The organism is Bartonella sp. AP21QHHD (assembly GCF_042196205.1).
GTDB lineage: Bacteria > Pseudomonadota > Alphaproteobacteria > Rhizobiales > Rhizobiaceae > Bartonella.
Genome location: NZ_JBHIPT010000051.1, coordinates 1 through 23,009, shown reverse-complemented (window position 1 = coordinate 23,009; position 23,009 = coordinate 1). Strand labels below are relative to the sequence as shown.

The 23,009-nt window shown below is 38.5% G+C and carries 16 protein-coding genes and 1 tRNA gene; 2 read left to right on the top strand and 15 right to left on the bottom strand.

The window, feature by feature from the left end; translation table 11 throughout:
- Positions 1–2: 2 nt before the first annotated feature.
- Together clpA and clpS are read right to left on the bottom strand one after the other, a co-directional pair.
- Entirely contained in the window at positions 3–2,354 is a 2,352-nt protein-coding gene (clpA, locus tag ACFIMC_RS03460) for an ATP-dependent Clp protease ATP-binding subunit ClpA (protein WP_375681010.1), read from the bottom strand.
- 6 nt (positions 2,355–2,360) lie between these two features.
- The gene (gene clpS / locus ACFIMC_RS03455; protein ID WP_375612119.1) at positions 2,361–2,732 is read right to left on the bottom strand and encodes an ATP-dependent Clp protease adapter ClpS; all 372 of its coding nucleotides are present in this window, start codon (positions 2,730–2,732) and stop codon (positions 2,361–2,363) included.
- Between the two features lie 234 nt (positions 2,733–2,966).
- On the opposite strand from clpS, the gene ACFIMC_RS03450 reads away from it, so the two are divergent.
- The gene (locus ACFIMC_RS03450; protein ID WP_375629618.1) at positions 2,967–4,316 is read left to right on the top strand and encodes a D-alanyl-D-alanine carboxypeptidase; all 1,350 of its coding nucleotides are present in this window, start codon (positions 2,967–2,969) and stop codon (positions 4,314–4,316) included.
- Positions 4,317–4,348: 32 nt separating this feature from the next.
- The gene (locus tag ACFIMC_RS03445) at positions 4,349–4,627 is read left to right on the top strand and encodes a hypothetical protein (RefSeq protein ID WP_375629616.1); all 279 of its coding nucleotides are present in this window, start codon (positions 4,349–4,351) and stop codon (positions 4,625–4,627) included.
- 1,831 nt (positions 4,628–6,458) lie between these two features.
- Here ACFIMC_RS03445 and ACFIMC_RS03440 read toward each other — a convergent pair.
- The 13 genes from ACFIMC_RS03440 to ACFIMC_RS03380 all read right to left on the bottom strand — a co-directional run.
- Positions 6,459–7,850: an L-serine ammonia-lyase gene (locus ACFIMC_RS03440; protein WP_375620780.1), complete on the bottom strand. Its 1,392-nt coding sequence runs from the start codon at positions 7,848–7,850 to the stop codon at positions 6,459–6,461.
- A gap of 340 nt (positions 7,851–8,190) precedes the next feature.
- The gene (locus ACFIMC_RS03435; protein ID WP_375613507.1) at positions 8,191–8,880 is read right to left on the bottom strand and encodes a nitroreductase; all 690 of its coding nucleotides are present in this window, start codon (positions 8,878–8,880) and stop codon (positions 8,191–8,193) included.
- 205 nt (positions 8,881–9,085) lie between these two features.
- Positions 9,086–9,289: a hypothetical protein gene (locus tag ACFIMC_RS03430; protein ID WP_375613464.1), complete on the bottom strand. Its 204-nt coding sequence runs from the start codon at positions 9,287–9,289 to the stop codon at positions 9,086–9,088.
- 715 nt (positions 9,290–10,004) lie between these two features.
- The gene (rpoC, locus tag ACFIMC_RS03425) at positions 10,005–14,216 is read right to left on the bottom strand and encodes a DNA-directed RNA polymerase subunit beta' (protein WP_375612114.1); all 4,212 of its coding nucleotides are present in this window, start codon (positions 14,214–14,216) and stop codon (positions 10,005–10,007) included.
- Positions 14,217–14,388: 172 nt separating this feature from the next.
- Entirely contained in the window at positions 14,389–18,537 is a 4,149-nt protein-coding gene (rpoB, locus tag ACFIMC_RS03420; protein WP_375612113.1) for a DNA-directed RNA polymerase subunit beta, read from the bottom strand.
- 289 nt (positions 18,538–18,826) lie between these two features.
- Entirely contained in the window at positions 18,827–19,198 is a 372-nt protein-coding gene (gene rplL, locus ACFIMC_RS03415) for a 50S ribosomal protein L7/L12 (protein ID WP_273790654.1), read from the bottom strand.
- A gap of 101 nt (positions 19,199–19,299) precedes the next feature.
- Positions 19,300–19,818 carry a 50S ribosomal protein L10 gene (gene rplJ, locus ACFIMC_RS03410; protein ID WP_012755027.1) on the bottom strand — a complete coding sequence of 173 codons (519 nt, stop codon included), beginning with the start codon at positions 19,816–19,818 and terminating at the stop codon, positions 19,300–19,302.
- A gap of 354 nt (positions 19,819–20,172) precedes the next feature.
- A complete protein-coding gene (gene rplA / locus ACFIMC_RS03405) occupies positions 20,173–20,877 on the bottom strand; it encodes a 50S ribosomal protein L1 (RefSeq protein ID WP_375613460.1) in 705 nt (234 codons plus the stop codon).
- 4 nt (positions 20,878–20,881) lie between these two features.
- On the bottom strand, positions 20,882–21,310 hold the full coding sequence (gene rplK / locus ACFIMC_RS03400) for a 50S ribosomal protein L11 (protein WP_273723157.1): 429 nt from the start codon (positions 21,308–21,310) through the stop codon (positions 20,882–20,884).
- A 150-nt stretch (positions 21,311–21,460) separates the two neighbouring features.
- Entirely contained in the window at positions 21,461–21,991 is a 531-nt protein-coding gene (nusG, locus tag ACFIMC_RS03395) for a transcription termination/antitermination protein NusG (protein WP_273790740.1), read from the bottom strand.
- Positions 21,992–22,011: 20 nt separating this feature from the next.
- The gene (secE, locus tag ACFIMC_RS03390; protein ID WP_273790652.1) at positions 22,012–22,224 is read right to left on the bottom strand and encodes a preprotein translocase subunit SecE; all 213 of its coding nucleotides are present in this window, start codon (positions 22,222–22,224) and stop codon (positions 22,012–22,014) included.
- Positions 22,225–22,423: 199 nt separating this feature from the next.
- Positions 22,424–22,499 (bottom strand) — tRNA-Trp (locus tag ACFIMC_RS03385).
- Positions 22,500–22,546: 47 nt separating this feature from the next.
- On the bottom strand, positions 22,547–23,009 hold a 463-nt coding region (locus tag ACFIMC_RS03380), incomplete at its 5' end, for an EF-Tu/IF-2/RF-3 family GTPase (protein WP_375681009.1).

The window sequence follows — 23,009 nt, the reverse complement described above, 5'->3', positions numbered from 1 at the left end:
TCTTAAGTTGTTGTGCTTTTTTTCCTACACGTTTTTTTTGTAAAGTTTTCCATTTTACTTTTCTTTGAACTTACAGATATATCGGAAGATGAAATTTCTAACTGTAAGCTTTCTTTTTTACCATTTGATTTTTGTGTCAATACGCGAACGGTACCACCATTGCGTAACTTTCCAAATAAAATTTCATCAGCTAATGGCTTTTTAATATATTCTTGTATAACACGCCCTAATGGGCGTGCTCCCATCTGAGAATCATATCCTTTATTAGAAAGCCATAAAGTTGCAGAAGGGCTTAATTCAAAACAAATTCCCCGATCAGCTAATTGTGCTTCAAGCTGAAAAATAAATTTTTGCACTATCTGATTGATGATTAAATGAGATAAAGGTGCAAACGGAATAATTGCATCTAACCGATTACGAAATTCTGGTGTAAATAACCGATTGATTGCTTCTATATCCTCACCATCACGATGTACTTTCCCAAATCCAATAGCTGATTTTGCCATATCTGAAGCACCAGCATTGGTTGTCATAATCAAAATAACATTGCGGAAATCAATTTTCTTACCATTATGGTCTGTTAATCTACCATAATCCATTACCTGCAATAAAATATTAAATAACTCTGGATGCGCTTTCTCAATCTCATCTAGCAATAGAACTGCGTGAGGTTTCTGATCAACGGCATCTGTAAGGAGACCTCCTTGATCAAACCCTATATAACCTGGAGGTGCTCCGATTAAACGTGCTACCGTATGCCGTTCCATATATTCTGACATATCAAAACGCAATAATTCAATGCCTAAAGATGATGCAAGCTGTTTTGCAACTTCAGTTTTTCCTACACCTGTTGGTCCTGAAAATAAATAACTTCCTATTGGTTTATCCGGTTCGCGTAAACCTGCTCGCGCCAATTTTATGGATGAAACTAAGACGGAAATTGCCTGATCTTGACCATAAACAACATGTTTGAGTTCTCTTTCAAGCTTACTCAGTATCTTCTGATCATTCCGGGAAACTGTTTTTGATGGAATTCTTGCAATTGTAGCAACAGTCGCTTCAATTTCTTTAACACCTATACTCTTCTTGCGTTGTTTTTGTGGCAAAAGCTTTTGCGCTGCGCCACTTTCATCAATAATATCAATTGCTTTGTCAGGTAACCTACGGTCAATTATATAACGTGAAGATAATTCTACAGATGCCTTCATCGCCTGATCTGTGTATTTAATCTGATGAAAATCTTCAAAGTAAGGCTTCATCCCCTGCAAAATCTTAATCGCATCTGTAACAGAAGGTTCATTAATATCAATCTTCTGAAAACGACGCTCTAAAGCACGATCTTGTTCAAAGAATTTGCGATATTCTCTGTAAGTCGTCGAACCAATACATCGCATAGTTCCAGAAGATAACACAGGTTTCAAAAGATTTGCTGCATCCATATTTCCCCCTAATGTCGCTCCTGCTCCAATTAAGGTATGAATTTCATCAATAAATAAAATAGCATCTGGATACAGCTCAAACTCTTTAATAACTTGTTTTAAGCGTTCTTCAAAATCACCGCGATAACGTGTACCTGCAACAAGTCCCCCCATATCAAGAGAAAATATTGTTGCATTTGATAAAACTTCAGGCACTTGCCCATCAACAATACGCTTTGCCAACCCCTCAATTATAGCTGTTTTCCCTACTCCAGGATCACCAACCAAAAGCGGATTGTTTTTTGACCTTCGACATAAAATCTGTATCATGCGTGAAATTTCTATTTCACGGCCAATTAATAAATCAATTTTTCCATTACGTGCTTTACAATTGAGATCAACACAATAATTCGTTAAAGCACTTGTTCCTCTTTCACCATTATCCGAAATCTGCTGATCTAATTGCTCTTCAAGTCCTTCAAGTAACATGGATAACCCATCATCACGCGTGACACCCTGTGAAATAAAACGTACAGCATCGTAGCGTGTCATTCCCATCTCTTGAAGAAAATATGCTGCATGGCTTTCACGTTCAGAAAAAATTGCAACAAGAACATTTGCCCCCGATACTTCATCTTTTCCAGCTGATTGTGCATGAATCACCGCACGTTGGATAACACGCTGGAAAAAAGCTGTAGGCTTTGTATCCTCATCAGCTCTAATCTGTTCATCTAACTCTGAGCGAAGATAATTGGTTAAGCGCTCTCGCAATTCCTCCACATCTACTTGGCAAGCCTGAATAACGGAATTTGCATCGGCATCATCTAACAGCGCAAGTAGAAGATGCTCTAGTGTTGCATATTCATGCCGTGCTTGAGTAGCAATTGTTAATGCACGATGCAAAACCTCTTCAAGACTAGGTGTAAAAGATGGCATAGCTCCTCACTTCCATTCCATTACACATTGTAACGGATGTTCATTTTGACGCGCACATTCCCTCACTTGTAATATTTTCATTTCAGCGACTTCATAAGTGTAAGTCCCACATTCTCCTATCCCATTGTGATGAACATTTAACATTATCCGCGTTGCCTCTTCGAAACTTTTTTTAAAAAAGTTCTTCAAAACGAAAACAACAAAATCCATAGGTGTGTAATCATCATTAAGCAAAAAAACTCGACATAATTTAGGTTTTTCGAGTTTTTCTCTAGCCTTAGGCATTATAACCGCACCATGCCTACCTTCATCCCAATTCTTGCCCTTTTCATTATGCATAATATGAGCTATAGAGTTTATTATGAGCATCTGTCCCATTATCGTTTTCCATGCAGCACATTTTTATTAATTTTAAATTCTTTCATAACTATTGCAATACCTGTTTGTATTAGAAAAAAATTTCCCTCTATGGTTAGACTTCAATCACTCACTCATAAAATAACTTCTGTAAACAAATTAGTAATACCATTCGTCTAAACTGCATCAATAAATTACAGAAAAGGAAGCTTTATAGAAGTTTTTTAGGATAAATGGAGAAATAGGATACTGCAAGTGTATATTAATTATCAAAAAATTATGCGCTACTGTAAAACAATAGCAATTTCTTTTGTTATGTTAGCTTTTTCTTACTGTTGGGCATCCGCCACACCTCAAGGCGCCTATCCTGATAAGTATGCGGCTATTGTTATAGATGCTACTACGGGAAAAACTTTATTTCAAGCCAATGCAACACTGAAACGTTATCCTGCTTCTTTAACAAAAATGATGACATTGTACTTACTCTTTGAAGCTATGCAGATGCGTCGTGTGACACCAAATACACCAATTCCTGTTTCACATTATGCAGCAATGCGTCCACCGACAAAAATTGGATTTAAAGCAGGCCAAACAATTTCTGCAGAATCAGCAGCTAAAGCACTCATTACAAGATCCGCAAATGATGTTGCTGCTGCCATTGCAGAATATCTTGGAGGTAGTGAAAAAAAATTCGCTCAAATGATGACAGTAAAAGCTCGTAAACTTGGCATGAAACATACACATTTTGCAAATGCTTCAGGACTTCCGGATGTGCACAATTATTCTACAGCACGAGATATAGCGACTTTGTCATTAGCTTTACGTAAACATTTTCCCAAACAATATAAATTGTTCAAAACAAAAAGTTTTAATTTCCGTGGACATAAAATTAACAGCCACAATAAACTTGTTAAAATAATGAAAGGTGTCGATGGAATTAAAACAGGCTACACACAAATGTCAGGTTCTAATTTAGCAACTTCGATGCGTCTTGAGGGGCGCTCTATTGTCGCTGTTGTTATGGGAGGTAAATCATCTACTGCACGTGACGAGCATATGGCTAGCTTATTGAATCAATATTTGCCCAAAGCAAGCCAAATGAAAAGTGGTGAACGTTTAATAGCTTCTGTACGCTATCACTTACCCACTGGGGCCAATACTCCTATACCGACCATTAAAGCTGATTCAAGTAATTTTGACGATGAAATTTCGACTATGTTGACAGCATTTGCAGAACAACCTAAAAACTCCAATATCGCAATAACGGCTGTCAATAAGGTAATTATACCAATACCGAATCCTCAAAAAACTATACCGGCTGAAACTCATAAAATTGTAACAGTCTCTTTGTCCGAAAATGCCGGATGGGCTATCCAAATTGGTTCTCTTCCTAGTGAAGAACAAGCAAAAACTCTACTTTTAAAAGCAAAAAATATAGCTTTTTCTACTTTAAAGCATGCATCTTCACACATGCAACTGTTTGAAAAAAATGGGCGGCGTTATTACCGAGCGCGCTTTACAGGGTTTCAATCAAAAAAAGCTGCATTTGACGCTTGCTCTACATTAAAGAAAGCAAATTTTAACTGCTATACTGTAGCCTACTAAAAATTTTTGAATTCTGCGTTAAGGATAGTATTATGACAGATAATGCTTTTGCTTCATTCCATAAAAAAGAAATTTTATTGAAGCAATCATCCCTCCTTTCATTGCGTCCTCTTCACGATGCTGCCGCAAAACTTACTGGTTTAAAATATAATTCTACTGCATTAGATACACAGTCTCTTGTTAACCTTCTCATTTGCCAAACAATGCGCAACCGTCGTCTCATAATGCCTCCTGTACGCATTCATTTACGCGTTGCGAGCCAAACTGGTAATGTGCCTATTAAAATCCGTTTAGGAGCAACAAATATTTAATTCTACAGACCCTCTCTAAAAAATTATTTTATTATTAACCATTATCTACAGCCTTAGAAAACCTTTTGATAAACATACTTTTTTCTTAAATTGTTGAATTTTCTGACAGCTTTTCCAACTATCCAATATCTCCAAGCTTTCAATAAAACATTGTTAAGGACATAAAAATACCCAATATTTTTCCACTTTTGGATTTAATATAAAAAATTATCCTTGATATCTTTCTGGAAAAAATGAATAGCTTCATTAGATGAAAGCTTATCATTTGGTGGGATTATTGTAAAAGTTCAATAAAGAAAATCCCTCTTAATAACGCTCCCTATACAACATAAACGCTGTAAAAAAAACAATCTCACTTCTCTTACTTGTATTTATGTCAACAGGCACAGAAAATTGGAAAATACAAATACTATCGATGAAAAAACGTAAATAAATTATCAGATTAAATATTATGATAACGATTCCCATAAGATTTTAATTTATAATTATAATTTATTTTTTGCATATTGAACAAGAGATTTTCGTAAAATACTCTTATTTTACTTCTTATATTGAATCAGTCAAAATCGCTCGCTTGCTCATCACGAGCAAAATTGACATATAAAGCATTTACAAAAGGAATCAAAGTATCCCTTATGAATCATTTCAAGTACTAGGATCTTTTGTAATATTGAAAGTTGAAAAAAGGATGATAGTGCTGGTTTTCTCCCTTTATAAATAAAGATGCTAATACTCTATAGATTTTATACCATTCATGGAAAACTTACATTATATTATTCATATGCAAGATACTGATTTATAAAGATAATTAATTATTTTGTTTGTTAGATGAGAATCTCGAATATCGTAAGATTCTCTCATTTAAAATCTGTTTATGTTGAATCAATCAAAACCGTCTCTTGCATGTTATGAGCGAGATTAGTGTGTAGCGTGAAACTGTCCCAAAAAGACTAAAAATGCCTATAATGAACCGTTTCAAATGCCAAGTGCTTTAGTCCCCCTGTACAGAGGGGGGGGCTCTGGTAAAGTGTGTAACCATGCCAGCGTACTTCTTTTTATTAAGCATAAAGATAGAGACAGCTCAATGGATTTACCGTTATATCATTCACAGGTGCCATCGCGAAATGAGCTTGGGGGGAGGCCTGAGAGATATTTTTTTAAAACGAACTCACGAACGCGTAACACGACAATGTTCTATCGTGTGCATTCTATTCTCATGAGAATTTTTATAAATATTTCTTAATGTATACGTTATTATTTATTTTAATTTTTTTGTCGGTACAAAATTTATAAATAAAAAAGATATTTCCAATATATCTCTTAATTATTGTAAATTAGTGTTTTTTTCAAGGCATTTTTTATCATACTAGGTAGAAAAAAACTTCACTTTTAAAAAATTAAAACCTTTAAAATTCTACTTTCTTCATCATAATTATTCAGACTTAAAACAAATTTTCCTTGGATACTCAGGCATAATCTTCCATTACTTAAAAGATATATGGCTATGGAAACTTTTTAAAGCCATAAAACCCAGCTAAAAATAATGGCAGATTGATCACTAATTTTACTTTACGCTTTCTTATTTTTTCCAAATTACACTTTTTCCCCACTTTAGAGACAAATCAAACAGATGTACAACACTCTCCCCTCCAAGCTTGCATGCAACACCTATTATTCGTTAAGAAAACACTGAATCATCTCAGATTTATTTCAAACTACTGCTGCATTAAAGTGGAATTTTGATTTATAAGGAACAAAAAACATAAGCTTTATTAGGAAATACGATCTCTCTCCAAAAAGTCCAGTTATGGATTGAAAAATGTTCCAGCTCTTAACAAGATATCGCATTGACTGCAAGACCACCTTTACTTGTCTCTTTATAGCGTTCACTCATATCATGACCAGTCTGGCGCATTGTTTCTATACAAGCATCAAGAGAAACAAAATGATCTCCATTACCATATAATGCAAGAGAAGAAGCCGTTACCGCCTTAACAGCTCCCATTGCATTACGCTCAATACAAGGCACTTGTACAAGACCTGCAACAGGATCACATGTCATTCCCAAGTGATGTTCAAGCGCAATTTCTGCCGCATTTTCAATTTGAGCTGGTGTTCCACCTAACGCTGCGGTCAACCCTGCTGCGGCCATTGAAGATGCCGTTCCAACTTCACCTTGACACCCAACTTCTGCACCAGAAATAGAGGCATTATGTTTAATAACACCACCTATAGCTGCTGCCGTTAATAGAAAATTATGTATTCCCTCTCGATCTGAATCATCATTAAACTGAAGATAATAACGCAAAACGGCTGGGACGACACCGGCTGCTCCATTTGTTGGTGCTGTAACAACACGACCACCTGCTGCATTTTCCTCATTGACTGCTATAGCATATACCGAAAGCCAATCATTTGCCCAAAGTGGATAATTGTAATTTTTCTTTTGTTTTTCCAAAAGCGTTTCATGCAGCTTTTTAGCGCGCCTTAAAACACGCAATCCACCAGGCAACTCACCTTCTTGTGAAAGACCTCTATCAATGCAATTTGTCATCGCTGAAAAAATTTCATCAAGCCCTACATCAAGAGAAGAACGCTCTATCTTTGTTTCTTCATTTAAGCGCTTCATTTCAGCAATTGAAAGCCCTGATTTTTCTGCCATTGATAACATTGTACAAGCAGAATCGAATGGATATGGTACCTCAAATGCTTCTGGTTGTATATTATCATTCATATGGCTTAATTCATCCTCAGTCACAACAAAGCCACCACCGATAGAATAATAAATCTGCCGCAACAGAACATTCCCATCAGTATCAAGTCCTTCAAAGGCTAGTCCATTTGTATGTCCAGGGAGGATTTGCTTTCGTTCAAAAATAAGATCACGTTGCACATCAAACTGATAAGCGGGATGACCTTCTGGTTGCACTTTTTTTTCACGTATAACTTTTTCTAACAAAAACCCCATGCTATCAGGATCAACAGTAGAAGCTTTTTCTCCTAAAAGTCCTAATATGATAGCTCTATCTGTTGCATGACCAATACCCGTGAAAGCTAAAGAACCATAAAGATAAACACGTATACGAGAAACTTGAACATCAGACGACTGAGAAAAATCTCCTATCTTTTGCAAAAACATATTAGCAGCAGTCATTGGTCCCATCGTATGTGAGCTAGAAGGACCAATCCCAATTTTAAAAAGTTCAAAAACAGATAGAAACACGTATCACCTTAAACTATAGTACAGCTTGAGCATATATGCTTTTTCATAACGTTTCTTCCGTTTAAAATCAAATTGCGAGATAAACTAAAAAAATGACAACAATAAACACGAATGTCGCTCGTCTTGCTACCACCCAACACTTTCTTTCTATAGTGTTTTCCATTAGCCAACCTTTAAAACGGACAATGCCCCTAGAGTCACCACTCCCAATGTTCCAAACGTAGTAAAATAAGTGTTAATATGCAATATTAAAATTCAATAAGGATGAGAAATCTTATCGGAAATATTTTTCATAATGCACTAAGTTCTTCAAAACATATGCTTAATTGTATAAAATATTTTATGGGTATGTTTCAATGAAACGTACAAATTTTTCTAACGATTCTCGTTCTGTCTCAAAATTGTTTTCTGGAGCACTCATATCGCGATAACCAAGTGCCATACCACAGATAATATGGCGATCAGAAGGAATAGATAAAAGCGTACGAATCTGTTTATGATAATCAGCAAAAGCAGCTTGAGGACAGGTATCTAATCCAAATCCACGTGCAGCTAACATAATGGTCTGCATAAACATACCCAAATCAAGCCAACTCCCCATTTCCATGTCGTGATCCATTGTAAATAAGAGTCCTACAGGTGCATCAAAAAATAAAAAATTTCGCGCCTTTTGATGAAGTATTTTTTCTTCATCACCTTTTTGAATTCCAAGACTCTGATAAAGATCCAAACCAACTTTTCGACGCCTTGAAATATAAGGCTCACGCCACTGACGTGGATAATAACTATATTCACGCTCTCCTTTTACACCTGAAAGCACAAGTTGTGAAAGCTCTTGCCCTATTTTCTGTAATACACTTCCTGTAAGCACAATTACTTGCCATGGCTGAATATTTGTTCCAGATGGTGCACGTGCTGCAAGTTTTAAGATTTCTTTGATTGTTTCCAAACTAACTGGCTGATCAGTAAAAGCGCGAATTGACTTTCGTGACAATATAGATTGAAAAACACTCATAGGAGAAACTGTCATTGTTTTTACTTTCTTTATGAAAAATAGTTTTTTCTTATCAAGAATAATATACTGCGAAAATACCTTTGCAGCTTTTTCAAACACTCTATTTCTTTAAATGACTTACACATTTCACGCAGTGGTAAATATTCCCCTTAGAGACGGTATAATCTATCTCTTTTAAGAGAAAGAAATTAGTCTAAAAGAAGACAAAATAAATTTATAATCAATGACTACCCCCCAACTCCGCTAAGCTCTCAAAAAAACTCTCTTCAATTCGTTCTAAATCCTGTAGAAGATCATCAACATCATGCTGCATCTGCTTTAAATCAGTTCGTTTTTTATGAATTCCTGCTATTAATTTCTTAAGCTTTTTCTCATCATCAGGTGGTTTTCCAACCATTGTCAACATATCAGATATTTCAGACAACGAAAATTTTACTCTGTTAGCATACAGAATTTGTTTTAACTTATGACGATCCGTTTATGTATAAAGCCGTGTACTTCCACACCGAAAAGGGATAAGAAGTCCCTCTTCTTCATAGCAAAGTTCGAGCTATTATTGAAAACTCACGTGTTAATTTTCCAATTGAATAATATTCGTACATTATATTATTCTGTCTGCATAGATCACATTGTTATAAGAAATATGTCTATTTTTTATAAAACTTAGTGAGCACCTTAATCTCTACTTTTCTGCATTCTAATTTAGAAGAAAATACATTCACAAACATTGTATAGTAGAGAATCAATTATTTTTTAGATTATAGAAAGGACTCTTGATCTTTCATCATAAGTCCTTTTAAATTTTTATAGAAGATATCAATCAAAAATTTTCCTAAAGTTCAAAATCAATCTTATTTGATTTGTAGATAATCAACTCTTTTCCTTGAATATGATTTTTGAGTTTCACATATTTTGGAAAAATTCTATACTGCTTTTAGAAATTAAGAAACTTTAAAATAAAGTAACAAAAAAGATAAGCATCATTACAAAATAATAAGCTACTAAAGATGTTTAAAATAACTATCGCCTTATAATTTTTGATATTTTTCAAGAAAATATACAACTTCTGCATTTCGAAATAAAAAAACGTCTAAACTTTCTATTCAGACGTTTTTATATTATGTGGTGTTGTATTTAAATTATTCAGTAACGGCCCCAGTTGTCATATTTGTCAACATAGCCTTAGCCACTTCGTTATTACTAGACTTACGCTGCTCATCTACAATCAAATCATCACGAACTGCAGCAATACGACGGATTTGAGAAATTGTACCACCCGTACCTGCTGGAATAAGACGACCGACAATAACGTTCTCTTTAAGTCCTTGCAAAGTATCAATTTTACCAGAAACTGCTGCTTCAGTAAGAACACGTGTTGTTTCCTGAAACGATGCCGCCGAAATGAAAGAAGGTGTTTGAAGAGAAGCTTTTGTAATTCCAAGAAGAATGGGATTACCAGATGCAGGTTTCTTCCCTTCTGCAATCAAATTATCATTGATTTCATCAAGTTCAATACGATCAACATTATCACCTGGAATATAACCAGAATCTCCAGATTCAGTAATTTCAACTTTTTGCAACATTTGACGAACAATCACTTCAATGTGCTTATCATTAATAAGAACTCCCTGCAGACGATAAACCTCCTGAATCTCATTAACAAGATAAGATGCCAAAGCTTCAACCCCCTTAATCGCCAAGATGTCATGAGGTGCTGGATTACCATCAAGGATATAATCTCCCTTTTCAATTTGATCGCCTTCTTGGAAGTGGAACAACTTACCTTTTGGAATCAAGTATTCTACTGCCTCAAGAGTTTCATCATTTGGTTCAATAATGATACGACGTTTATTCTTATAACCACGGCCAAATCGAATTGTACCACTAACTTCAGCAATAATCGCATGATCCTTTGGACGACGCGCTTCAAAAAGCTCAGCCACACGAGGAAGACCACCCGTAATATCTTTCGTCTTGGCACTTTCCATTGGCAAACGAGCAATAACATCACCAGCCTTAACATGAGCACCAAGCTCAACAGAAAGAATAGTTTCCACTGACATCATATAACGGGCTTCACCTCCCTTATACAATTTAGCAATGGATTCACCTTCTTTATCCGTGTGAATAATAATAGCTGGTTTAAGATCCGCACCACGTGGATTAGCGCGCCAATCAATCACCAAACGCTTCGTAATACCCGTAGATTCATCAGCTGTTTCAGTGACAGATAAACCATCAATCATATCTTCAAAACCCACATAGCCTTCAACTTCCGTTAAAATTGGACGTGTATAAGGATCCCATTCTGCTATACGTTGGCCACGTTTAACCACATCACCATCATCAACAAAAATATGAGCACCATAGCTAACACGATGTACAACGCGCTCTTTTCCTAACTCATCCTTGATAAGGATAGCCATATTACGCCCCATAACAACCAAATGGCCTTCAGAGTTACGAACTACATTACGATTACGAATCTCCACCTTACCTTCATAAGATGCCTCTAAATACGATGAATCAACAACCTGCGCAGTTCCTCCTAAGTGAAAAGTACGCATAGTAAGCTGTGTTCCCGGCTCACCAATGGATTGAGCAGCAATAACACCAACCGCTTCTCCCTGATTAACAGGTGTTCCACGCGCCAAATCACGACCATAGCATTTTGCACAAACACCAAGACGTGTTTCACATGTTAATGCAGAACGAATTTGAACAGATTGAATCCCAGCTGCTTCAATCTTCGCGACATCAGCTTCCTCAATCATTGCTCCACCTTCAAGGATAACCTCTCCAGAGACAGGATGTAGAATATCAACAAGCGCTGTACGACCAAGAATTCTTTGCCCAAGGGAGGCAACAATTTGTCCTGCATCAACAATCGGCTGCATGGTAAGCCCTTTTGCGGTACCACAATCAACTGCTGAAATAATAGCATCCTGTGCAACATCAACAAGACGCCGTGTTAAATAACCAGAGTTCGCCGTCTTTAACGCAGTATCAGCAAGTCCTTTACGTGCACCATGCGTGGAATTGAAGTATTCATTAACAGTTAGACCTTCTTTAAAATTTGAAATAATGGGTGTTTCAATAATTTCACCCGATGGTTTTGCCATTAATCCACGCATACCGGCCAATTGTCTCATCTGGTTAGCAGAACCACGAGCACCAGAGTGCGACATCATATAGATAGAATTCATCGGCCGTTGACGACCTGTTTTAGGATCAAAATCCACAGCTTGAATACGTTTCATCATTTCATCTGCGACGCGATCTGTACATTTACCCCAAGCATCTACAACCTTATTGTATTTTTCACCTTGTGTAATCAAACCATCATTATATTGCTGTTCGTACTCCTTAGCCAAAGCTTCTGTTTCTGCGACTAAACGCGACTTACTATCAGGAATAACCATATCGTCCTTACCGAATGAAATTCCTGCACGACAAGCATAAGAAAAGCCAAGCTGCATAATACGGTCACAAAAAATAACCGTCTCTTTTTGTCCACAGTGCCGATAAACATGATCAATCATTTTAGAAATGTTCTTTTTCGTCATCTCTTGATTGACAATATCAAATGAGATATCCGCACTTTTTGGCAAAAGCTCACCGATAATCAAACGACCAGGTGTCGTATCATAAAGTTTAGAGACTTCTTTTCCATCCTTCCCCATATTCTTAACACGGCCTTTAATCTTCGTATGAAGCGTTATAACCTTATTTTCCAAGGCATAATGAAGCTCACCTATATCAGAAAAGGCCATTCCTTCACCTGGTTCTTTTTCAGAAACAATTGAAAGATAATAAAGACCAAGAACCATATCCTGTGAGGGAACAATAATGGGAGCACCATTGGCCGGATGAAGAATATTATTGGTGGACATCATCAAAACACGGGCTTCAAGTTGTGCTTCAAGAGAAAGCGGAACATGAACCGCCATCTGATCACCATCAAAATCCGCATTAAAAGCAGTACACACCAATGGATGTAGCTGTATAGCTTTTCCCTCAATCAAGATAGGCTCAAAAGCTTGAATTCCCAAACGGTGCAATGTTGGTGCACGATTGAGCAAAACAGGGTGTTCACGAATAACCTCATCCAAGATATCCCAAACTTCTGGATGTTCTTTTTCAACAAGCTTCTTTGCCTGCTTTACCGTTGATGAATAGCCTTTTGCATCAAGCCGCGCATAAATAAAAGGCTTAAATAATTCAAGAGCCATTTTTTTGGGAAGACCACATTGATGCAATTTTAATTCAGGACCCGTCACGATAACAGAACGCCCCGAGTAATCAACACGCTTCCCAAGTAAGTTCTGACGAAAACGCCCTTGCTTGCCCTTCAACATATCTGATAAAGACTTAAGAGGACGTTTATTGGCTCCAGTAATCACACGCCCACGCCGTCCATTATCAAACAATGCATCAACAGCTTCTTGTACCATACGCTTTTCATTGCGTACGATAATTCCAGGAGCTCGCAATTCAATCAGCCGCTTCAAGCGGTTATTACGATTAATAACACGCCGATAAAGATCATTCAGATCTGATGTCGCAAAACGCCCACCATCAAGCGGAACCAATGGACGCAAATCCGGTGGAATAACCGGAATTGTTTTCATAATCATCCACTCTGGCTTATTTCCAGATTCAAGAAAATTTTCAACGATTTTAAGTCGTTTAATCAATTTTTTCTGCTTTAACTCTGAAGTTGTTTCAGCTAATTCAAGACGCAAATCATTAGCGATTTTATCTAACTCCATACTAGCTAAAAGCTCGTAAATAGCTTCAGCGCCAATCATAGCTGTAAACTGATCTTCTCCAAATTCATCAATAGCAAGCATATATTCTTCTTCAGAAAGAAGCTGATGGAGCTTAAGAGATGTTAACCCTGGTTCGGTTACAATATAATTCTCAAAATAAAGAACCCGTTCAATATCTTTTAAAGTTAAATCTAAAAGTGTAGAAATACGGCCTGGTAATGATTTAAGAAACCATATATGCGCAACGGGTGCCGCAAGTTCAATATGCCCCATACGCTCACGACGTACGCGCGAAAGAGTAACCTCTACACCACATTTTTCACAAATAATGCCCTTATACTTCATGCGTTTATATTTGCCACATAGACATTCATAGTCCTTAATAGGGCCAAATATACGTGCACAAAAAAGACCATCACGCTCTGGTTTAAAAGTCCGATAATTAATCGTCTCAGGCTTCTTAATCTCACCATACGACCAGGACAAAATTTTCTCAGGACTCGCAATAGAAATACGAATAGAGTCAAATGTCTGCGCTGGCGCTTGAGGATTGAAAAGATTCATGACCTCGTGGTTCATGCTGTTCTCCTTCAAAGATTCTTAGAACCTGTTGTAATATCTCATTTATTTTATAACAGATCTTCTTTAAAATACATTTACTTTTAAAAATGACCTGTATAGCCTTAATAAGGTTATTGAGCCTCTTAAAGTAATAAGAGCGCAGCTTTTTTCTAGTGCGCTCCTTGAATTATTATTCTGCCGTATCAGACAATGCCCGCTGTGCAATAAGTTCACGCGCATCATCAAGCTCCACATTAAGAGCAAGTGAGCGCATTTCTTTTACCAACACATTAAAGCTTTCGGGTATACCTGCCTCAAATGTATCATCACCACGCACAATTGCCTCATAGACTTTTGTTCGACCAGCCACATCATCTGATTTTACTGTTAGCATCTCCTGCAAAGTGTATGCAGCACCATAAGCTTCAAGTGCCCAAACCTCCATTTCACCAAAACGCTGACCACCAAATTGTGCCTTACCTCCTAATGGCTGCTGCGTAACGAGTGAATAGGGACCAATAGAACGTGCATGAATCTTATCATCAACAAGGTGATGCAATTTCAACATGTAAATATATCCCACCGTTACTGGGCGATCAAAAGGCTCCCCAGTACGACCATCATAAAGCGTAACCTGCCCTGAACTATCTAAGCCTGCGTCTTCCAGCATCATGTTAATATCAGACTCATGTGCTCCATCAAAAACAGGCGTTGCAATTGAAACCCCTTTCTTCATCTGCAATGCCAATTTGTAAAGGCTTTCATTATCATACTGACGAACTGGTTCATTATGATTATCATCAGGCATAAGATTTTCAATACGCTGACGCAACGGCAATATATCCCCAGTCTCTTGATATAACTCTAACAAAGCACCAATCTTCTTGCCCATCCCCGCACATGCCCAACCAAGATGCGTTTCAAGAATTTGTCCAACATTCATACGACTAGGCACACCAAGCGGATTCAAGACGATATCAGCATGGGTCCCATCTTCAAGAAATGGCATATCTTCTACGGGAAGAATACGTGAAACAACACCCTTATTCCCGTGACGCCCCGCCATCTTGTCACCTGGTTGGATTTTGCGCTTCACAGCCACAAAAACTTTCACCATTTTCATGACACCAGGAGGCATTTCATCACCTCTTTGGACCTTTTCAACCTTATCCATAAAGCGACGTTGTAATGCTTCTTTTGATTCATCATATTGCTTGCGCAAAGCTTCAATTTCATTTTGAAGCTTTTCATCCTCAACAGCAAATTGCCACCACTGGGATCGCGGATAATGCCCCATTACTGTACTATCAAGCTTTTTACTACCCGAAAAGCCTTTCGGACCTTCTACAGCAACTTTACCTGTCAACATATCGGTGAGGCGCGCATAAACATTGCGATCAAGAATAGACTGTTCATCATCACGGTCTTTTGCTAAACGCTCAATTTCTTCACGCTCAATTGCCATCGCACGTTCATCTTTTTCCACGCCATGGCGATTAAAAACGCGAACTTCAACAACAGTACCAAAAGTCCCAGGAGGCATACGCATAGAAGTATCACGAACATCGGATGCCTTTTCCCCAAAAATTGCACGCAGAAGCTTTTCTTCCGGCGTCATGGGACTTTCACCTTTCGGGGTAATCTTTCCAACTAAAATATCACCTGGTTGAACTTCAGCACCAATATAAATAATGCCAGCTTCATCAAGATTTCTTAACGCTTCTTCCGCAACATTAGGAATGTCGCGCGTAATTTCCTCAGGTCCAAGTTTTGTATCGCGTGCCGCAACTTCAAATTCCTCGATATGAATTGAAGTAAACACATCATCAGCAACAATGCGCTCGGATAACAAAATAGAATCTTCATAATTGTATCCATTCCAAGGCATAAAGGCTACGAGAACATTCCGCCCAAGAGCCAAATCACCAAGATCCGTGGATGGACCATCTGCAATGATATCACCTTTCTCTACCCTATCACCGACATGTACAAGAGGACGCTGATTAATACAAGTGGACTGATTAGAACGCTGAAATTTCTGTAAGCGGTAAATATCAACGCCTGATTTTGAAGGATCTAAATCTTCTGTTGCACGGATAACAATACGGGTAGCATCGACTTGATCAACAACACCACTACGTTTTGCACTCACAGCAGCTCCTGAATCGCGCGCAACAATAGATTCCATTCCCGTCCCAACAAATGGCGCTTCAGCGCGTACAAGAGGAACTGCTTGACGCTGCATGTTCGATCCCATAAGCGCACGATTCGCATCATCATTTTCCAAAAAAGGAATAAGCGCTGCTGCAACTGAAACCAACTGTTTTGGTGAAACATCCATCAAATCAACATGATCACGCGGCGCCATTAAAACTTCACCAGCATGACGGCAAACAACAAACTCTTCTATAAAACGACCTTCGTTATCTAATGAAGAATTAGCCTGAGCGACATAATGCTTTGCTTCTTCCATCGCTGAAAGATAAATAACTTCTTTTGTGACTTTTCCATCAATAATTTTTCGATATGGGCTTTCAATAAAGCCATATTTGTTAACTCGCGCAAATGTTGCTAAGGAGTTAATCAGACCAATATTGGGGCCTTCTGGTGTTTCAATCGGACAAATACGACCATAATGCGTAGGATGTACGTCACGGACTTCAAAACCCGCACGTTCACGAGTCAAACCACCTGGACCAAGAGCAGAAAGACGGCGCTTATGGGTAATTTCTGACAATGGATTGGTTTGATCCATAAACTGCGACAATTGTGAAGACCCAAAAAATTCACGGACTGCTGCTGCAGCAGGCTTTGCATTGATCAAATCCTGTGGCATAACTGTATCAATTTCAACCGATGACATACGCTCTTTTATCGCACGTTCCATACGAAGAAGACCAATGCGATATTGATTTTCCATCAACTCCCCGACGGAACGAACGCGACGGTTGCCAAGATTATCAATATCATCAATTTCACCACGTCCATCACGCAATTCAACCAACATCTTAACAACAGCAAGAATATCCTCTTGGCGTAAAATGCGAACTGTGTCTGGACAATCAAGATCCATACGTAAATTCATCTTAACACGCCCGACAGCTGAAAGATCATAACGCTCTGGATCAAAAAACAATGAATGGAACATTGCCTCTGCTGTATCGATTGTTGGAGGTTCACCTGGACGCATCACCCGGTAAATATCAAATAACGCATCCTGCCGACTTTCATTTTTATCCACCTTCAAAGTATTGCGGATGTAAGCGCCAATATTCATGTGATCAATATCAAGAATATTGACTTGATCAGCACTAACATCGAGCAGAACTTTTAATACTTTTTCGTCAATTTCATCACCAGCTTCAAGGTAGATTTCACCTGTTTCGTAATTGACGATATCTTCGGCTAGATAACAACCTAATAAATCATCTTCACTAACTTTAACCGCTTTAAGTCCTTTTTCTACCAAAGACTTCGCAGTACGAACTGTTAATTTTTTACCAGCCTCCGCAACGACTTCACCACTATCTGCATCTATAAGGTCAGAAATGAGCTTCATTCCTTTAAAGCGATCCACAGAATAAGGAACTCGCCATCCTTCTCCATCACGCTCATAAGTCACTTTATCATAAAACGTCGATAAAATATCCGACGCATCCATACCTAATGCCATCAAAAGACTAGTAACAGGAATCTTGCGCCGTCGATCAATACGCGCATAAATGATGTCCTTAGCATCAAACTCAATATCAAGCCAAGAACCACGATACGGAATAACACGAGCAGCAAAAAGAAGCTTTCCTGATGAATGGGACTTTCCTTTATCATGGTCAAAAAAGACACCAGGAGAACGATGCATCTGAGAAACAATAACACGCTCCGTACCATTAACAATAAAGGTACCATTCGTCGTCATTAAAGGCATATCGCCCATATAAACGCCTTGCTCTTTAATGTCTTTGATATCTTTGGAGCCAGTATCCTCATCAACATCAAAAACAATCAAACGCAATATGACCTTTAATGGGGCAGCATAAGTTAAATCACGTTGACGGCACTCTTCAACATCAAATTTTGGTAAATCAAATTCATAACCTACAAACTCAAGCATAGCTGTACCGGAAAAATCTGAAATAGGAAAAACCGATTTAAAAACAGCTTGCAAACCTTCATCTGGTCGCCCACCTTTCGGTTCCTCAACCATGAGAAATTGATCGTATGAGGCTTTTTGAACCTCAATAAGATTCGGCATTTCTGCTACTTCAGGAATCTTACCAAAAAATTTCCGTACGCGCTTACGACCATTGAATTGAGACATCATTGCGTGAGTCTGAGCCATCGTCGCTCCTTGATCTTTACTCTTCAAGGTAGACCAACCTTGAAAGCCTTATACCATTAACCTGCATATGCAGACCAGTTCACTTGACACTCAATAATGAGCATCATTAACTTTCCCCACCAACATAAGCCATTTATCTCTTTGACTCTATGATGAAGGGGTAAGTAATCCAAACCTATCCCATTCCTGTTACAAAACCATTGGGAAAAGTTTTTTACTCATTATTTTCCCTCTTTGTATTAAGAGAAAGAAAATCGGCGAACATAAATGCCCGCCGATAAAATTAAATTTACTTAAGTTCCACCTTAGCACCGGCAGCTTCAAGTTGAGATTTAATTTTTTCTGCTTCTTCTTTAGAAGCAGCCTCTTTAATAGGCTTAGGTGCACCTTCAACCAGATCTTTAGCTTCTTTAAGACCAAGTCCAGTAAGAGCACGAACTTCCTTAATAACATTAATTTTTTGTGCGCCACCTTCAACAAGAATAACATCAAATTCTGTTTTTTCTTCAGCAGCTGGAGCAGCAGCACCAGCAACAGCAGCGACAGCTACAGGAGCAGCAGCCGAAACTCCCCACTTTTCTTCAAGTAACTTAGAAAGCTCAGCGGCTTCCAAAAGGGTTAGATTAGAAAGGTCTTCTACGATCTTCTCTAGATCAGCCATTTTTAAATTCCTTCAATTAAAAGATTTGAACCATTATTAAATCTTATTCAAAAAAACAGAAAAGCATTAAAGCTCTTCCATAAACGTGAATACAAACAGCCTTAAGCCGCCTTATCCTCCTGAGCATATGCTCCAATGACACGTGCAACCTGACCAGCAGGGGCATTAACAACCTGTGCAATACGGGTCGCAGGGGTAGAAATCATACCCACAAGTTTTGCACGCAACTCGTTTAATGAAGGCAATGAAGCCAATGACTTCACAGCATCTACAGTTAAACTTGTTGCACCCATTGAACCGCCAAGTATGACAAATTTGTCATTGCTTTTCGCAAAATCAACAGCAACTTTCGGTGCTGTGATTGGATCTTCTGAATAAGCAATAAGTGTTTGTCCAGTAAACAAACCCACTATCGATTCAGATTCCGTGCCCTGAAGAGCGATTTTAGCAAGACGGTTTTTGGCGACCTTAACGGCACCGCCAGCTTCACCCATTTTCGAACGCAGATCATTCATCTGTGAAACTGTCAGACCGGAATAATGTGCAACAACAACAGAACCAGACTTCCGAAAAGCCTCGTTAAGCCATGTAACAAATTCGCGTTTTTCCGCTCTATTCACTGTCTCTCTCCATTTAACAGATTTGCTTAAAACAAACCTGTTGGTTACCTTTGATAACATAAAATACTTCATGTCACCGATGAGGATCCTGTCCCCTTTTTCACGCACAGCGTTCAAAGGCAACCTTGGCTCAAACCCTTTAAGTCTTTTAACTCTCAGTTTTTACCCCAGTCTCATGCAGGTTTTTTTGATTAAGATACTTAAAAGCATCACCTACAATCTCGGACAGGATATTCCGGAATTTCTCCCGGTACAACCTAAGCCCTATAAAGCTTAGATAGCGAGCTGATCAAAATCAGCATTTTAAATACAATTTTGATATTCCCATACCCCAAAACAAAATTATAAATCAGCTTATACTAGCTCTGAACGAACCGTTGCTGGATCAACTTTAACACCAATTCCCATAGTCGACGAAACAGCAACGCGCTTAATATACTCACCTTTTGCACCTTGCGGTTTGGCTTTAATAACTGCACTTGCAAAGGCTTTTATATTTTCTACGATTTTTTCAACACCAAAAGAAGCCTTACCAATACCAGCATGCACAATACCAGCTTTTTCCACACGAAACTCAACAGCACCACCTTTAGAAGCTTTGACAGCACCGGCGACATCAAGTGTTACAGTACCAACTTTCGGATTCGGCATCAAACTCCGTGGACCAAGAATCTTACCAAGACGACCAACAAGAGGCATCATGTCTGGCGTTGCAATACAACGATCAAAATCTATAGTCCCTCTATTAACGCTTTCAAATAAATCTTCGGCACCCACAATATCAGCTCCTGCCGCCTTAGCTTCCTCAGCCTTATCCCCACGAGCAAAAACGGCAACACGAATATTTCTCCCTGTTCCATTAGGCAAATGAGCAACGCCTCGAACCATTTGATCAGCATGACGAGGATCAACACCCAAGTTCATTGAAATTTCGATTGTTTCATCAAACTTAGCAACGGCACGCTCCTTAACCATTGAAACGGCATCTTTTAAAGCGTAGAGTTCATTAAAATCAATATCTTTTCGGATATTTTTTATTCTTTTTGCTACTTTTGCCATAATATTAGCCCACCACTTCCAAGCCCATCGAGCGAGCAGAACCTTCAACCATACGCATTGCTGCCTCAATGTCATTCGCATTAAGATCTTTCATCTTTGATTCCGCAATCGAACGAATTTTATCGCGAGAAATGCTTCCTACAGACACTTTACCAGGCTCTTTTGAGCCAGATTTCAGGTTTGCTTCCTTCTTTAAAAAGAAGGATACAGGAGGCGTCTTGAGAGAAAAGGTGAAAGACTTATCTTGGTAATACGTAATAACAACTGGAATCGGTGCCCCCTTTTCCATTTCTTGTGTCGCTGCATTAAACGCCTTACAAAATTCCATGATATTAATACCACGCTGCCCAAGAGCTGGACCAATTGGTGGAGATGGAGTAGCAGCTCCTGCAGGAACCTGCAACTTAAGCTGACCTATACTTTTTTTTGCCATAACAATCTGCCTTTAATTTCACTGGTATACTGACAATTCATCTTGCCCGTTACCCGCTTGCAGTCACGTGGTTCGGATCATTAAGCCGACAAAAGCTATAAATCACCTCCCACTCCTTCCTTAAAGTAATTAAAACTACTCTAAGTTTAATCAGAGTTTTTCAACCTGACCAAATTCCAAATCAACAGGCGTAGGACGCCCAAAAATAAGCACTTCAACCTTAAGACGAGAGCGTTCTTCTTCAACCTCTTGAACAATTCCATTAAACGAAACAAAAGGACCATCAGCAACGCGAACTTGCTCTCCAACCTCAAACAATACAGAGGACTTTGGAGACTCAACCCTTTCCTGAACTTGTTTGAGAATTTGCTCAACCTCTCGATCAGAAATAGGAACAGGACGCGCATCCGACCCTAAAAAACCTGTCACTTTAGGCGTATTCTTAATAAGATGATAAACTTCATCTGTTAACTCAGCACGAACAAGAACATAACCAGGAAAAAATTTTCGCTCAGTATCAACTTTGCGTCCACGACGAACCTCTACAACACGCTCTGTTGGAACAAAAATCTTTTCAAAAAGATGATCAAGCCCCTTTTGCTTTGCCTCCTTATCAATAGCTTCCGCTACTTTCTTTTCAAAATTTGAATATGCCTGAACAATATACCAACGAGCTGCCACAGTCACACTTCCTTACATTCTCAACTAAAAAGATATTTCAGAAGATCAATAACCCGCCAAACACCAAAATGCATAACCTGATCCACAATAAAAAAGAAAGCTGAAGCCAATGCAGTTACCAACAAAACCATAATAGTAGAAATAACCGTCTCACGACGTGTAGGCCATTTCACTTTAATTGTTTCTGCATAAACCTGTTTCAAAAAGGTAATCGGATTGGTTTTAGATGCCATCGTCACACTATACTCTCTCTAGTCCTATTGTGTTTTATAGAACAAAATAAACAGGAAAAAACGCAAAAGCCAACTTTCAGACTTATGCAATTTCCTTACTTTCTATTCAATACCGTTTCACACACAAAAAAACAAGCCCCATATCAAAAAAAGCGAAAAAGGCAGCAAAATCCACTCCCTTATATGTAAAATCCCCCTTTGGCAGGGGCAGCAGGACTTGAACCCGCGACCTGCGGTTTTGGAGACCGCCGCTCTACCAACTGAGCTATACCCCTAACTCTCAAAACTAAAACACTTTTAACACCCCTTTAACAAGCATTATTTATTCAATGATCTTAGAGACGATACCGGCACCAACAGTACGACCACCTTCACGAATAGCAAAACGAAGTTTCTCTTCCATCGCTATCGGAACGATCAACGAAACATCCATCGCAACATTGTCACCTGGCATAACCATTTCCGTTCCTTCTGGAAGCGTAACAATACCTGTAACATCCGTCGTACGGAAGTAAAACTGAGGACGATAATTCGTGAAAAATGGTGTATGACGTCCACCTTCATCTTTTGTCAAAATGTAAGCTTCTGCTTTAAACCGTGTATGAGGTGTAACGGATCCTAGCTTCGCCAATACTTGACCACGCTCAATCCCTTCACGGTCAACACCACGTAGCAGAGCCCCTATATTATCACCTGCTTGACCTTGATCTAAAAGCTTGCGGAACATTTCAACGCCTGTAACCGTCGTCTTAGACGTTGGACGAATACCGATAATCTCGATTTCC